Raw genomic sequence first — 13,543 nt, forward strand, 5'->3', positions numbered from 1 at the left:
GGGCGCGGATTACGCCTGTCTTGGCCAGTGCTGCTGCAGTTCACGCACCTGGTGCGCCAGGCGGATCAAATCGTCCTCCTGCATCCCGCGCTTAGTCAGTTCTTCTTCCAGCGAAAACAGGTACTGGGCGTTCGAGCCTAACGGTCCACTGGCCGCTGCGATCAGGGGCGCAACCGCCTGAGGACAGGTATCCGGTTCATAAAGCGGATGACGCGGATCCATAATAAAAACCAGCGCCTTCACGCGGCGTTGATCGTCCAGCACCAACTCACACCAGGTCGGCAAATAGCAGCCGGTGATCATTTCACGCTTCCACAGTAATGCCAGTTCGTCGTGCAGCCGTGGTTCCGGCAGGCGAAATGCCAGTCCCTGCGTAATGCCACCCTCTTTCAGCGCCAGCATGCGCCCCGGATGGGAAGCCGTGCCGCGCCCGGCTGTGAGGCGCAAGCAAAAGGCACGGTGCCAGCCGTGCAGCGAGGCCGATGCCACTTCATCGGCTTCAAATACCGGGTTCCACATCAGAGAACCGTAGCCGAAGATCCATACCGGGCTGTGATCGGGCCGACATGCCAGGGTTGCCGCCAGCGACGCCGCGCGCTGTTCACAACTCCACAGTAATGTCTCCTCAATATCACCAAATGATGTTTTACAATCCGCTTTTAATAAAAATTCCCGGGTAAGCAATGCGACCTCCTCGACTTTCACCACGTCCTGTGTAAGACACTCCTCGGTTCTGTTGCGTGAACATTCACAAATTTACGCTGTATTCATTAAACTGACATTAATTATTAACAAAATCAGTTTCAAGTAAGAGTGGGAATATCCGCTAAAAAATAGCCTTTATTTAACTATTAAAAGCGGCAGCTATAACACCCAAAAAAAGTGTTTTACAGCGCGTAAAACGGTAAGGGCTGATGAGTTTCTTCACGGCATCCTGGCGTTCAGGATAACCCCTGCTCGCGCAACGTGAAGTAAACATGCGTAACGTGGGCGCGACAAGAAGCCTGAAACGTGGGCGATCAGAGGGAAGAAATGCGCGTGAGAACGGACATGATGCTGGCGGGACGGGACATATAAACGGGCCTGCTGTTCAGGCCCACAACGCAACACACTATTTTTTGGGATGCCATTTATCGTCATCCCCTTTTTCATAGTCATGTTTCACCGCTGACCAGGCCACTTTATGGGCCACTTCCTCGCGTGATTCATTGCCTCGTCGGTCATCGGGATCCTTATATTGTGACCAGGCATTGTTAAAGGCCTGCTGATAGATATCCTGGGCATGCGCTGGCAGGACGTGCTTAACGCTTTCTGGCAGGTCGCTTCGCTTAGCATAAGGCATCGTTTATCCTCCTCTAACATGATGGTTTATAAGTCTGGCGCAGATAAGCCAAAATGCAAACTGTGGTTTCTGCGCCTCACCGCTTGTTATTTCTCTGTTCCGGCATTAACGATCACCTTATTGGGATGTATTTTGCAATAATGCGGAAGATTATCGCGAAAGAGGATTTACTTGATGACTGATTTATCTGACAAAAGCGGGAATAAATTTTTATAAACCCCTTTTCAGGCTGAATGTGTGTGAAAGTAAAAAGCGGTAAATTTTCACCTGCTGTTCGATTGAAAAGTTACACTGCCTGACTTATATATTTCCCTGTCAGGGTGGGTAAATGAATTGCCCTTTTATTCAGCAGCGAGGAGAGTGAATGCCTTTACATGAAAAAACACGTCACAAAGAGTTTTCACTGATACTTCCCCTTATTGCCCTGGGTGTACTCTATTTTTTTGGTGCACAAACCTCACTCCCGCTCGTCGTCGGCATTAATTTACTGGCGCTGGTTGCTATTCTCAGCAGCGCGTTCAGCGTGGTGCGTCATGCGGATGTGCTGGCTCACCGCCTGGGCGAACCCTATGGTTCCCTGATCCTCAGCCTGTCTGTCGTGATTCTGGAAGTCAGCCTGATTTCGGCACTGATGGCCACCGGCGATGCGGCACCTGCGCTGATGCGCGATACGCTCTACTCGATCATTATGATCGTGACCGGCGGGCTGGTGGGCTTTGCCTTACTGCTGGGCGGCAGAAAGTTTGCGACGCAATACGTGAATCTGGCCGGGGTAAAGCAATACCTGATCGCTATTTTTCCGTTAGCCATCCTGGTGCTGGTGTTTCCGAATGCCTTGCCGGGCGGAAATTTCACCGCTGCGCAAAGTTTACTGATTGCCGCTATTTCTGCCGCGATGTATGGCGTTTTCCTGTTGATTCAGACCAAAACGCACCAGAGCCTGTTTGTCTATGAGCATGAAGATGACAGTGATGATGGCGATCCCCACCACGGTAAACCCTCTGCGCACAGTAGCCTCTGGCACGCCATCTGGCTGATCGTGCATCTGATTGCGGTGATTGCCGTCACCAAGATGAATGCTAACCCGCTGGAGCATCTGCTGACCGACCTCAACGCACCGAAGCAGTTCACCGGTTTCCTGGTGGCGTTACTGATCCTCTCACCAGAAGGTCTGGGTGCCATCCGGGCCGTCCTGATGAACCAGGTACAGCGCGCGATGAACCTGTTCTTTGGCTCAGTGCTGGCCACGATTTCGCTGACCGTACCGGCGGTCTCTATTATTGCGACGCTGACAGGCCAGGAATTGATATTCGGCCTGGAACCGCCGCAGATGGTTATTATGATTGCCTCTCTGATCCTGTGTCAGATTAGCTTCTCAACCGGCAGAACGAATGTGCTGAATGGTGCCGCGCACCTGGCCTTATTTGTCGGCTATCTGATGACCATCATGCTGTAATCTCACAAAACTGAGACGAAAAAAAAGAGCGAGAATTCGCTCTTTTTTCGTCTGCACTGCGGCTTATTTGCTGGTGTCCAGTTCCGGGAAGCTTTTCACCAGATCGTCAATCGCCTTCATCTGCACCAGGAACGGTTCCAGTTTATCCAGCGGTAACGCCGACGGACCGTCGCATTTGGCGTTGTCCGGCTCCGGATGGGCTTCAATAAACAGGCCCGCAATGCCCACCGCCATACCGGCACGCGCCAGTTCGGCCACCTGAGCACGGCGTCCGCCTGAGGCGGCATCGAACGGATCGCGGGTTTGCAGCGCGTGCGTCACGTCGAAAATTACCGGCGAATTATTCGTCACCTTCTTCATGACGTTGAAACCCAGCATATCCACTACCAGGTTGTCGTAGCCAAAGTTACTGCCGCGGTCGCAAAGAATAACCTTGTCGTTTCCGCCTTCGGCAAACTTGTCCACGATGTTGCCCATCTGGCCGGGGCTGACAAACTGGGGCTTCTTGACGTTAATCACCGCGCCCGTTTTCGCCATCGCCTCAACCAGGTCGGTCTGACGCGCCAGGAAGGCCGGCAGCTGAATCACGTCAACAACATCCGCCACAGGCTGAGCCTGCGCCGCTTCGTGCACATCGGTGATGATTTTCACGCCAAAGGCCTGCTTCAGCGCCTGGAAAATCTTCATGCCCTCTTCCAGGCCGGGGCCACGGTAAGAGTGGATGGAGGAGCGGTTGGCTTTGTCAAAAGACGCTTTGAAAACGTAAGGAATGCCGAGTTTGTCGGTCACGTTTACATAGTGCTCGCAGATGCGCATCGCGAGGTCGTAGGATTCCAGCACGTTCATGCCGCCAAAGAGAACAAATGGCAGATCGTTTGCGACCCTGATGTCACCAATACTGACAACTTTCTGTGTCATGCCCTTTCCTTATCTGGGGTGACGCTTAATGCAGCGTCACGCGTTTTTGTTCGATTGCGTGAATCTGGACTTTAATCATTTCGCTGACCGGATCCTCAGGACACTGTTCAACGAAGTAGGTTAAGTCCGTTAACGCGATATGATCGCACTCAAGCTGTGCATAGATTAATCCCCGATCGCGAATTTCATAGGGATCGTCCGGGTCAATGCGCAACAACACCTGGCTGACGTTCAGGGCCAGCTCCATCTGCTTCTCTTCCATCAGCGCCGCTTTCAGCGTATCCAGCATTTTGCGCATTACGCTGACGGTTTTGGCTTCATCGAGATCGTCATCATACAGACGCGCCAGCGGGCTGATATTGCCTTTCAGCCATACTTCGAGCGTATGCGTATCCAGGGTTTCCCCGTTGAAGGGATTAATCAGCCATTTGTCGCCATCCAGCCAGTCGGCGCGCAGAATCAACTGCGTCGGGAAAATCACCGGCATCAGGGGCAGTTCCAGTTCCGCCGCAATATGCAGCAGAATCACGCCCAGTGACACGGCGGTTCCCTGACGGGTTTTCAGCACTTTATCCAGCCAGAGTGCATCAGACAGATTATACACGCCGCTGGCACCGCCAAATTTCCACTGCTTGTAAAACAGCTCCAGCAGCTTTTCGAGCTTTAAATCCGCATCCTGTTGGTCGCTGACGTAATCCCGGGCTTCAGCCACTAACGCCGCTAACTGTTGTTCGACCGACAGGGTCGGAAAATCGGTGCGAATGGCTTTGGTTGCACCCATCACCGCCTCACAGAGCGGTGTTTCACTGTAATCGAGTTGTTCGGTGGAGCTCATACTATCCCCAATAACGGCATTTTACTCAGTGCCAGCTTAATGATCGTCACCAGCGCGATTAAGGCGACCACAAAGGCCATCCAGCGGGTGCGATCAGAACGAGGGCGGCGGCTCAGCGCCACGGACCCAAGGGCAATATAGATAATAACGCCTAACAGCTTCTCCGTCAGCCAGCTTCCCTGAGGTGAAAACGGATAGAAGTGGGTCAGCATTACCAGCGCTGCGCCGCTCAGCAGCAGCAACGTGTCGTTGACATGTGGAAGAATACGGACCCAGCGGCGTTGCAGTATGGCTGCGCCAACGCGCTGCCAGTAGAAGCGCAGCAGAAACAGCGAAACCGTGATCGCCACGGTCAGCAGATGCAGGTTTTTTAGCAGTGGGTAATAAGTAAACATCATTCATCCCTGTGATTTTACGTTGCGGCACTATACCGGTATCGGCGCGGTCTGCCCAAATGTGACCCGGGGATTGCCACCGTAATCCTTCACCGTGTCCACCGCCTGATAGTGGTGCTGGCACATCAGTTGACGCACCGCCTCATCCTGCTGCCAGCCATGTTCCAGTAGCAGCCAGCCACCCGGCTGTAACCAGGCGGGTGACTGTGCGATCAGCCACCGGAGATCGGCCATGCCCGCCTCATCTGCCACCAGTGCGCTGCGCGGTTCAAAACGCACATCGCCCTCCTCCAGATGGTGATCGCTGGCATCAATGTAAGGCGGATTACTCACGATAAGATCAAATCGGGTCGGGGTGAGCTGTGCAAACCAGTGGCTGTGCACAAACGTCGCGTTAGCTATCGCCAGATGCGCAGCGTTATCCTGCGCCAGCGCAACGGCAGCAGGGACACGATCAACGCCGATTACGGTGCAATCGGGCCGTTCGCTGGCAATCGCCAGGGCAATGGCGCCGGTGCCCGTGCCGAGATCCAGCACGCGCGCAGGTGCGGCAGGCAATCGGGCCAGCGCCTGTTCAACCAGGATCTCGGTATCCGGCCGCGGGATAAGTGTGGCGTCGCTAACCCTCAGCGGGAGCGACCAGAATTCGCGCTCGCCAACTAAATGGGCGATCGGTTCTCCCCGGGCGCGCCGTGCCAGCAACGCCGTCAACTGTTGTAACTGCGCGTCACTGAGCAGGGTTTCATCAAAAGCCACCAGCCAGCTGCGGGGTTTGCCTGTGACATAACCCAGCAGGATTTCCGCATCACGCTTCGGGCTGTCGCCCCCACACAGCGTGGCAACCGCCTGTTTGAGCCAGTGGCGAATATCCATTAATCCTGACCGGCCAGCGCCGCCAGTTGGTCAGCCTGGTATTCCTGAACGATGGGTTCGATCAGGCTGTCCAGTTTACCTTCCATGGTTTCATCCAGACGATAAAGCGTCAGGTTGATGCGATGGTCGGTCACACGGCCCTGCGGGAAGTTATAGGTGCGGATACGATCGGAACGGTCACCGCTGCCCAGCAGGTTACGGCGGGTGCTGGCTTCAGCTTCGTGACGTTTTGCCATTTCGGCCGCATGGATACGCGCGCCCAACACCGATAAGGCTTTTGCCTTGTTCTTGTGCTGAGAGCGTTCATCCTGACATTCCACCACAATACCGGTCGGCAAGTGGGTAATACGGATCGCGGAGTCGGTGGTGTTAACGTGCTGCCCACCGGCACCGGAGGAGCGGAAAGTATCGATTTTTAAATCTGACGGATTGATCTCGGGCAGCTCCGCTTCCGGCAGTTCAGGCATCACCGCCACCGTACAGGCAGAGGTATGAATACGGCCCTGGGATTCCGTCTCAGGTACGCGTTGTACGCGATGGCCGCCGGATTCAAATTTCAGTCGGCCATAGGCACCGTCACCCATAATACGGGCAATCACCTCTTTATAGCCACCGTGCTCACCGTCGTTAGCGCTGACGATTTCCACCCGCCAGCGACGTGACTCGGCGTAACGGCTATACATACGGAACAGGTCACCCGCAAAAATGGCCGCTTCGTCGCCGCCGGTACCGGCACGGACTTCGACAAAACAGTCGCGCTCATCGTCCGGATCTTTCGGCAGCAGTAACAACTGCAACTGTTGCTCCAGCGCGTCGGTTTTCTCACGCGCCGCCTGCAGCTCTTCCTGCGCCATATCGCGCATTTCAGGATCGTCGAGTAACATTTTAGCCGTCTCGATATCATCCTGGTTCTGCTGCCAGTCGCGGAAGCAGCGCGTGACATCGGTCAACTGAGCATATTCACGCGACAAAGCACGAAAGCGTTCCTGATCGGCAATGACGCCTGCATCGCCCAGCATCGCTTCCACTTCTTCGTGGCGCTCCTGCAGCGCTTCCAGTTTCGCAACAATAGAGGTTTTCATTTAACTGTGGGATTCCCGTAACAGAAGACGACAGCAGTGTGCCTAATCGAGACCCAGGCTGTCGCGTAAAATCTGCAGGCGTTCGCTGTCGCCGTCGCGCGCGGCCTGCTGAAGAGATTTGGTCGGTGCATGAATCAAACGGTTGGTCAGCTTGTGGGCCAGTTCCTGCATCACTTTTTGCGGATCGGCACCCTGCTGCAGCGCCTGCAGCGCACGGCCTTCCAGTTCAGCGCGGATATCATCCGCCTGAGCACGGTATTCACGAATAGAGTTGACCGCGCCCTGGGAACGCAGCCAGGCCATGAAATCGCTGCATTCCTGCACCACGATACTTTCGGCCTGCACCGCAGCGGCTTTGCGCTGGGCAAGGTTCTGCTCAATGATGGCCTGCAGATCGTCAACGCTGTAGAGATAGGCATTCGCTAACTTGCCCACTTCCGGCTCTACGTCGCGCGGCACCGCAATATCCACCAGCAGCATTGGCTGGTTACGGCGCGCTTTGAGCGCCCGTTCCATCATGCCTTTACCAATGATGGGCAAGGGACTGGAGGTGGAAGTAATGACGATGTCGGCATCGGCCAGGCGCGCGTCGATGTCCGCAAGGCCAATCACTTCCGCGCCCACTTCTTTCGCCAGCGCGTCCGCGCGTTCGCGGGTACGGTTGGCAATAATCAGTTTTTTAACCTGATGTTCGCTCAGATGACGCGCCACCAGCTCAATGGTTTCCCCCGCGCCAACCAGTAACACGTTGACGGTGGAGAGGGACTCAAAGATCTGCCGCGCCAGCGTACAGGCGGCAAAGGCAACGGAAACGGCGTTCGCGCCAATCTCCGTTTCCGTACGCACGCGCTTGGCAACCGAGAAGGTTTTCTGGAACATACGTTCCAGTTCACTGCTCAGTGCATGACCGCGCTGCGAATCGGCAAAGGCTTTTTTCACCTGACCTAAAATCTGCGGCTCGCCCAGCACCAGCGAATCCAGCCCGCTGGCGACGCGCATAAGATGACTGACGGCCTCATTGTCCTGATGCCAGTAGAGGCTGTTACGTACATCCTCTTCATCAAGCTGGTGATAGTCACACAGCCAGCGCACCAGACGTTCCTGCAGATCGACCTGTTGCTCTACACTCAGGTAGAGTTCGGTTCGGTTACAGGTGGAGAGCACGACGCCACTCTGCACCATGGGCTGGGATAACAGGCTGTCTAAGGCCTGTTCCAGCGACTCCGGCCCGAACGCAACGCGTTCGCGCAGAGCAATGGGTGCAGTTTTGTGATTGATTCCGAGAGCGAGCAGCGTCATGGCGATTTAGGTTGGGTTGTCCCAATAATGTCAGGGTTTTGTGAAGCGCATTCTACAAGATGCAGCAGATCAAGAAAAGCCATACAAAGGCTATGACTGTAATAAGATTAAGCCGATCATAGCGATTTTGCCGTATAACAGCATTGACGGTTAAAATGCGGATGGTTAGCGTTACCTGTTACCAATGAAAAATGAGTCCGAGGAGATGACCACTTGATGCTTACTTCCCCACGCAATCTGTTGCGCCTTTTACCCCTGGCCGGTGCTGTTCTGCTGGCTGCCTGTAGCATCAATAAACCACAAGGTCCCGGCCCGAGCGCCACTGCACCCCAATGGCAACATCATCAGCAAGCGGTCAGTAAAGTGACGCAGTACCAGACGCGCGGCGCGTTCGCCTATCTGTCGGACAAACAAAAAGTCTATGCCCGCTTCAACTGGCAGCAGACCGCACCTGACCGTTATCGTCTGCTGTTAACCAACCCGTTAGGCAGCACAGAACTGCAGCTTGATGCGCAGGGTTCTGTGGTGCAGATCGTGGATAGCCAGGGCAAACGCTATGTCAGCAACGATGCGCAGAAGATGATCTCGCAGCTGACCGGCATGGATATTCCGCTGACCAACCTGCGCCAGTGGATGATGGGCCTGCCGGGCGATGCGACCGACTACCAGCTTAACGATCAGTATCAGTTGCGCAGCCTGAACTATCAGCATGATGGCCAGACCTGGCAGGTGACCATCGCCGGCTACGACAGCAACGTCACCCCTGCGCTGCCCGCCAGCCTGGAGCTGAAAGAAGGCGATCAGCGCATCAAGTTACGTATGGATAGCTGGACGCTGAAATGATCACCACCTGGCCTGCTCCGGCAAAACTGAACCTTTTTTTGTACATCACCGGGCGCCGGGCGGACGGTTACCATAACCTGCAAACCCTGTTTCAGTTTCTGGATTATGGCGACAGTCTGGAGATTGTTCCCGATCAGAGCGATGCCATTACCCTTCTCACGCCCGTGTCCGGCGTGCCGGATGCTGAAAACCTGATCGTGCGTGCCGCCGACATGCTTAAGGCGGCTGCCCGCGAGAAGGGAACGCTGCCGGCGCAGGCGGGTGCGCGGATCGCCATTGAAAAGCGTTTGCCAATGGGCGGTGGACTGGGTGGCGGTTCTTCTGACGCCGCTACGGTTCTGGTGGCGCTTAATCATCTCTGGCAAACCGGTTTTACGCCGACGGAACTGGCACAGATGGGCGTGAAACTGGGTGCGGATGTCCCGGTGTTCGTAAAAGGGCACGCCGCCTTCGCCGAAGGGGTCGGCGAGGTGCTTTCTCCCGCATCGCCTGCCGAAAAATGGTATCTTGTTGCCCATCCCGGCGTCAGCGTGGCCACGCCAGTGGTCTTTAACGATCCGGCACTTCCCCGTGACACGCCCGTGCGCACTTTATCAGCACTTTTACAGGCCCCCTTTCTTAACGATTGCGAATCAGTAGTAAGAAAACGTTTTCGTGAGGTTGATGAGCTTGTTTCATGGCTGCTAGAATACGCGCCGTCGCGCCTGACAGGGACAGGTGCTTGTGTGTTTGCTGAATTTGACACCGAGTACGCTGCTCGCCAGGTGCTGGAACTTGCCCCGTCATGGGTGCGCGGTTTTGTAGCCCGAGGCGTTAACGTCTCGCCGTTACAGCGCACTCTGCAAGGCGATTAGCGATAGCGTGACTGTGTCACCCTGTTCCAGATACAGCACGTTTCGCACTCACATACCCGTGTGAACGATCACGACAGTATTCGCCGGTTACTGTCATGACGTTCATTCTCTGGACGCAAAGCCTGAGGTTCTTCTCGTGCCTGATATGAAGCTTTTTGCTGGTAACGCCACCCCGGAACTAGCACAACGTATTGCCAACCGCCTTTACACCAGCCTGGGCGACGCCGCTGTCGGTCGTTTCAGTGATGGCGAAGTAAGCGTACAAATTAATGAAAATGTACGCGGTGGTGATATTTTCATCATCCAGTCCACCTGTGCTCCCACCAATGATAATTTGATGGAACTGGTCGTGATGGTCGACGCGCTGCGTCGTGCTTCAGCTGGTCGTATTACCGCTGTTATCCCCTACTTTGGTTATGCCCGTCAGGACCGCCGCGTGCGTTCTGCGCGTGTGCCTATTACCGCCAAAGTCGTGGCTGACTTTCTTTCCAGCGTCGGCGTTGACCGTGTTTTAACGGTTGACCTGCACGCTGAGCAGATCCAGGGCTTCTTCGACGTCCCGGTTGATAACGTCTTCGGCAGTCCCATTCTGCTGGAGGATATGTTACAGATTGGCCTGGAAAACCCGATTGTTGTTTCGCCTGACATTGGCGGCGTGGTTCGTGCCCGTGCTATTGCGAAACTGCTGAACGACACCGATATGGCCATCATTGACAAACGTCGCCCGCGTGCGAACGTTTCTCAGGTCATGCATATCATTGGTGACGTAGCGGGCCGTGACTGTGTGCTGGTCGATGACATGATCGACACCGGCGGCACACTGTGCAAAGCCGCGGAAGCGCTGAAAGAGCGCGGTGCCAAGCGCGTCTTCGCGTACGCGACGCACCCTATCTTCTCCGGTAACGCGGTGGAAAACTTACGTAAATCTGTCATCGATCAGGTTATCGTGTGTGACACCATTCCGTTATCCGAAGAGATGAAGTCGCTGCCAAACGTCCGTACCCTGACGCTGTCAGGCATGCTGGCAGAAGCCATTCGCCGCATCAGTAACGAAGAGTCCATTTCGGCAATGTTCGAACACTAATCTTCGCAGGCCGGACACGCTGTCCGGCCTTTTCTTTTGTCTGTGCCGTTCCCCTTCCGACAAAGCTGCTTGATTCACAGAAATTTTCGTTATGAGTCACCGCCGTTATTGTCACGCTTACTACGAAAAACTCTTTCGCTGAAATTATCTTATCTGCTCTTTTGCCATTCTGCGTTGAGTGGTACTTTGCCCGCACTTTTTATTGCGATCGTTTTCCACTATGAACCTCGACGTCTATACGTTATTTATTTGCGAACTCTACGTACTGGGGTTTATGAGTCTGATCCTGGCATTTGCCTGGGTCGGTTCGCATTACGATCGCACGCTGGGCTATGTTTGCGTGGCCATTTTACTGACGCTGGTCGCCTTTATTCTCAGTAGCCTGCGCAGCCAGGGCTATCAGTTTTTACCGGTGGCCATGAGCAACGTGTTGCTTATGCTGGCTTACGGGGGATTGTTCAGCGCGTTTCGCACCTTTTGCGGTAAGCAGCCGGGGATGAGTGGTCTGGTCGGGGCGCTGATCTGGTCACTGCTCTGCCTGATTCCGGGATTTTATTACAGCTTATCGCTGCGCGTACTGGTGCTCTGCCTGCTCTGCATCGGGTATACCGGAGCGCTTATCTATTTTCTCTGGCTGGCGCGGCGCAATATGGATGCAACGTTCTGGCCTGCCCAGCTCCTGCTCTGGATTCACCTGATATTCCATGTGGCTCGCATATTTCTGGATAATTCCCGCCCGGTCGGCGTTCAGGGCGCGATAAGCGGATCGAATTTCTCCGTCTATGTGATTATGGAATCCATGCTGTTTGTCATTGGGTTTACCGTGACGATTCTGGCGATGGTCAATGAGCGGACGCGCAATGCGCTGAAAGCGGCTTCACTGCACGATCCTCTGACCAATATCTGGAACCGTCGTGCGCTGTTTACCGGGGCCGAGGTGATGATTAAAGCCTGTCAGAAGCAGAATAAAGCGCTGACGGTGGTGTTATTCGATCTGGACCATTTTAAAGGCATTAATGACCGCTACGGGCATCATCAGGGCGACCAGGTTCTGATTGATTTCAGTCACCGTGTGTCCGGCATGCTGCCTGAAGGGGCGCGCTTTGCGCGACTGGGCGGCGAAGAATTTGCCGCCCTTCTGCCGATGATGTCAGCACAGGCTAACGTCTGGTGCGAGCAGGTGCGCCAGGCGATCCACCTTTCCCGACCGGGGCAGATTCCCTATTCCGTCAGCATTGGCTTCTCTACCGCCGACAATCGCCACATTGATTTTGGCGAACTGATGGCGCTGGCTGACAAAGCGCTCTATCAGGCAAAAGCCAAAGGCAGAAACCGAACCCAATCCTGCCTGACGTTGCCGGGAACGTGATTATGACGAGTGATGGCTGCGGCGGCAGCGTTTATCGCCATAATGCCGCTCCCAGTAATAGCGATCTTCGACTTTCTCACGACCGCTAATGCAGGCACCGGCCAGCCATAACAGTGCGCCAAAGAAAATCCCAAACATCGCGCCCTGCGCCAGTATCTGCGGCAGATTTAAAGAGGGAAGTTGGTTGATAATCGAAAAACCAACGCCGAGTACCATGGTCACTAAGCCCAGTGCCATTAAGGCATTTCCTGCCATACGTGAGTGATGACGTTTCATCTTTCACCTCCTGACGGTGCGGTCCGATGAGCGCACACAATGTTAACCTGTCAGTAGTTTAGGCAATGACAGCAGGCTAATTTGTGCACTTCGTCACACTCAGAGCAGGATAAGTGTGACCAAAGCATAATTACAGCTTATTGATTTAGATGGAAAACAATTAATCACCGACACTAATAATTCGTGGCTCACACTTTGTGATCCGCAGCCTGGCACAGTAAACTACTGCCCTTTGGTGATAACAGCAGGATATTCCTTGTGAGCAGCATTAAACTGATTGTCGGCCTGGCGAATCCCGGTGCGGAATATGCCGCCACGCGCCATAACGCGGGTGCGTGGTATCTGGATTTGCTGGCTGAGCGGCACAATCAGTCGTTAAAAGAAGAAACCAAATTTTTCGGTTATACGGCGCGACTGGCGCTGGCGGGCGAAGATGTCCGACTGCTGGTGCCCACCACCTTTATGAACCTCAGCGGCAAAGCGGTCGCGGCGATGGCGACCTTCTACCGTATTGCGCCCGAAGAAATTTTAGTGGCGCACGATGAACTCGATCTGCCACCGGGCATTGCGAAATTCAAACAAGGCGGCGGTCACGGCGGTCATAACGGCCTGAAAGACATCATCAGCAAGCTGGGCAATAATAATAACTTTCATCGTCTGCGCATCGGCATCGGCCATCCCGGTGACCGCAACAAAGTGACCGGATTTGTGTTAGGCAAACCGCCCGCCAGCGAGCAAAAGCTGATCGATGACGCCATTGATGAAGCAGCGCGCTGCACCGAACTGTGGCTGAAGGAAGATCGCATTAAGGCAATGAACCGCCTGCATGCCTTTAAGCCTGTCTAATCGCCCCGATTGTCGCGAATCTGTGTATAATGCGCGAAAATTATCTTACGTTTCCGGCAGCGCCTGCGTTC

Annotated in this window: 15 protein-coding genes; 6 read left to right on the forward strand and 9 right to left on the reverse strand. The window is 54.6% G+C overall.

Annotated features, from left to right (window positions below; translation table 11 throughout):
- Nucleotides 1-9 precede the first annotated feature (9 nt).
- A complete protein-coding gene (locus tag GC087_RS13460) occupies nucleotides 10-684 on the reverse strand; it encodes a gamma-glutamylcyclotransferase (RefSeq protein ID WP_324030631.1) in 675 nt (224 codons plus the stop codon).
- Nucleotides 685-1,111: 427 nt separating this feature from the next.
- On the reverse strand, nucleotides 1,112-1,342 hold the full coding sequence (chaB, locus tag GC087_RS13465) for a putative cation transport regulator ChaB (protein ID WP_006118909.1): 231 nt from the start codon (nucleotides 1,340-1,342) through the stop codon (nucleotides 1,112-1,114).
- Between the two features lie 364 nt (nucleotides 1,343-1,706).
- On the opposite strand from chaB, the gene chaA reads away from it, so the two are divergent.
- A complete protein-coding gene (gene chaA, locus GC087_RS13470; RefSeq protein WP_006118908.1) occupies nucleotides 1,707-2,798 on the forward strand; it encodes a sodium-potassium/proton antiporter ChaA in 1,092 nt (363 codons plus the stop codon).
- A 63-nt stretch (nucleotides 2,799-2,861) separates the two neighbouring features.
- Here chaA and kdsA read toward each other — a convergent pair whose 3' ends face one another.
- Genes kdsA through hemA form a run of 6 tightly spaced genes read right to left on the reverse strand, consistent with a single transcriptional unit; the run spans nucleotide 2,862 to nucleotide 8,200 of the window.
- Complete coding sequence (gene kdsA / locus GC087_RS13475) at nucleotides 2,862-3,716, reverse strand: 3-deoxy-8-phosphooctulonate synthase (RefSeq protein WP_324028500.1); 855 nt, start codon at nucleotides 3,714-3,716, stop codon at nucleotides 2,862-2,864.
- A gap of 25 nt (nucleotides 3,717-3,741) precedes the next feature.
- A complete protein-coding gene (sirB1, locus tag GC087_RS13480) occupies nucleotides 3,742-4,551 on the reverse strand; it encodes an invasion regulator SirB1 (RefSeq protein ID WP_033741062.1) in 810 nt (269 codons plus the stop codon).
- Nucleotides 4,548-4,946 carry a SirB2 family protein gene (locus GC087_RS13485; RefSeq protein ID WP_039340706.1) on the reverse strand — a complete coding sequence of 133 codons (399 nt, stop codon included), beginning with the start codon at nucleotides 4,944-4,946 and terminating at the stop codon, nucleotides 4,548-4,550. Before GC087_RS13485 ends, sirB1 begins: the two co-directional genes overlap by 4 nt.
- A gap of 30 nt (nucleotides 4,947-4,976) precedes the next feature.
- Nucleotides 4,977-5,819, reverse strand: a complete 843-nt coding sequence (prmC, locus tag GC087_RS13490; protein ID WP_006118904.1) for a peptide chain release factor N(5)-glutamine methyltransferase — start codon at nucleotides 5,817-5,819, stop codon at nucleotides 4,977-4,979.
- Nucleotides 5,819-6,901 (reverse strand): peptide chain release factor 1, encoded by a 1,083-nt coding sequence (gene prfA, locus GC087_RS13495; protein WP_006118903.1) that lies wholly within the window; start codon nucleotides 6,899-6,901, stop codon nucleotides 5,819-5,821. Before prfA ends, prmC begins: the two co-directional genes overlap by 1 nt.
- A 42-nt stretch (nucleotides 6,902-6,943) precedes the next feature.
- Nucleotides 6,944-8,200, reverse strand: a complete 1,257-nt coding sequence (gene hemA, locus GC087_RS13500; protein ID WP_033741057.1) for a glutamyl-tRNA reductase — start codon at nucleotides 8,198-8,200, stop codon at nucleotides 6,944-6,946.
- A gap of 216 nt (nucleotides 8,201-8,416) precedes the next feature.
- On the opposite strand from hemA, the gene lolB reads away from it, so the two are divergent.
- The 4 genes from lolB to GC087_RS13520 all read left to right on the forward strand — a co-directional run bounded on the left by lolB (nucleotide 8,417) and on the right by GC087_RS13520 (nucleotide 12,350).
- Nucleotides 8,417-9,043, forward strand: a complete 627-nt coding sequence (gene lolB, locus GC087_RS13505; RefSeq protein ID WP_006118901.1) for a lipoprotein insertase outer membrane protein LolB — start codon at nucleotides 8,417-8,419, stop codon at nucleotides 9,041-9,043.
- Nucleotides 9,040-9,897 (forward strand): 4-(cytidine 5'-diphospho)-2-C-methyl-D-erythritol kinase, encoded by an 858-nt coding sequence (gene ispE / locus GC087_RS13510; RefSeq protein ID WP_324028501.1) that lies wholly within the window; start codon nucleotides 9,040-9,042, stop codon nucleotides 9,895-9,897. The genes lolB and ispE overlap by 4 nt, the downstream gene beginning before the upstream one ends.
- A gap of 136 nt (nucleotides 9,898-10,033) precedes the next feature.
- Nucleotides 10,034-10,981, forward strand: coding sequence for a ribose-phosphate diphosphokinase (prs, locus tag GC087_RS13515; RefSeq protein ID WP_006118899.1), 948 nt, complete (start codon nucleotides 10,034-10,036; stop codon nucleotides 10,979-10,981).
- A gap of 220 nt (nucleotides 10,982-11,201) precedes the next feature.
- On the forward strand, nucleotides 11,202-12,350 hold the full coding sequence (locus tag GC087_RS13520) for a GGDEF domain-containing protein (protein WP_058701701.1): 1,149 nt from the start codon (nucleotides 11,202-11,204) through the stop codon (nucleotides 12,348-12,350).
- On the opposite strand, the gene ychH is transcribed toward GC087_RS13520, so the two are convergent.
- Nucleotides 12,351-12,626, reverse strand: coding sequence for a stress-induced protein YchH (gene ychH / locus GC087_RS13525; RefSeq protein WP_033741052.1), 276 nt, complete (start codon nucleotides 12,624-12,626; stop codon nucleotides 12,351-12,353). It abuts the gene before it with no gap.
- A gap of 258 nt (nucleotides 12,627-12,884) precedes the next feature.
- Between ychH and pth the strand changes: the two genes are divergently transcribed.
- Nucleotides 12,885-13,472, forward strand: coding sequence for an aminoacyl-tRNA hydrolase (pth, locus tag GC087_RS13530; protein WP_185199531.1), 588 nt, complete (start codon nucleotides 12,885-12,887; stop codon nucleotides 13,470-13,472).
- Nucleotides 13,473-13,543 lie beyond the last annotated feature (71 nt).

The sequence above is a fragment of the Pantoea sp. JZ2 genome (assembly GCF_035191405.1).
GTDB classification, from domain to species: domain Bacteria; phylum Pseudomonadota; class Gammaproteobacteria; order Enterobacterales; family Enterobacteriaceae; genus Pantoea; species Pantoea stewartii.

Bases quoted from the DNA above. Each gene is read 5' to 3' on its own strand.
- chaB (WP_006118909.1), bottom strand. From the start codon at position 1,342: ATGCCTTATGCTAAGCGAAGCGACCTGCCAGAAAGCGTTAAGCACGTC.
- chaA (WP_006118908.1), top strand. From the start codon at position 1,707: ATGCCTTTACATGAAAAAACACGTCACAAAGAGTTTTCACTGATACTT.
- kdsA (WP_324028500.1), bottom strand. From the start codon at position 3,716: ATGACACAGAAAGTTGTCAGTATTGGTGACATCAGGGTCGCAAACGAT.
- sirB1 (WP_033741062.1), bottom strand. From the start codon at position 4,551: ATGAGCTCCACCGAACAACTCGATTACAGTGAAACACCGCTCTGTGAG.
- GC087_RS13485 (WP_039340706.1), bottom strand. From the start codon at position 4,946: ATGTTTACTTATTACCCACTGCTAAAAAACCTGCATCTGCTGACCGTG.
- prmC (WP_006118904.1), bottom strand. From the start codon at position 5,819: ATGGATATTCGCCACTGGCTCAAACAGGCGGTTGCCACGCTGTGTGGG.
- prfA (WP_006118903.1), bottom strand. From the start codon at position 6,901: ATGAAAACCTCTATTGTTGCGAAACTGGAAGCGCTGCAGGAGCGCCAC.
- hemA (WP_033741057.1), bottom strand. From the start codon at position 8,200: ATGACGCTGCTCGCTCTCGGAATCAATCACAAAACTGCACCCATTGCT.
- lolB (WP_006118901.1), top strand. From the start codon at position 8,417: ATGCTTACTTCCCCACGCAATCTGTTGCGCCTTTTACCCCTGGCCGGT.
- ispE (WP_324028501.1), top strand. From the start codon at position 9,040: ATGATCACCACCTGGCCTGCTCCGGCAAAACTGAACCTTTTTTTGTAC.
- GC087_RS13520 (WP_058701701.1), top strand. From the start codon at position 11,202: ATGAACCTCGACGTCTATACGTTATTTATTTGCGAACTCTACGTACTG.
- ychH (WP_033741052.1), bottom strand. From the start codon at position 12,626: ATGAAACGTCATCACTCACGTATGGCAGGAAATGCCTTAATGGCACTG.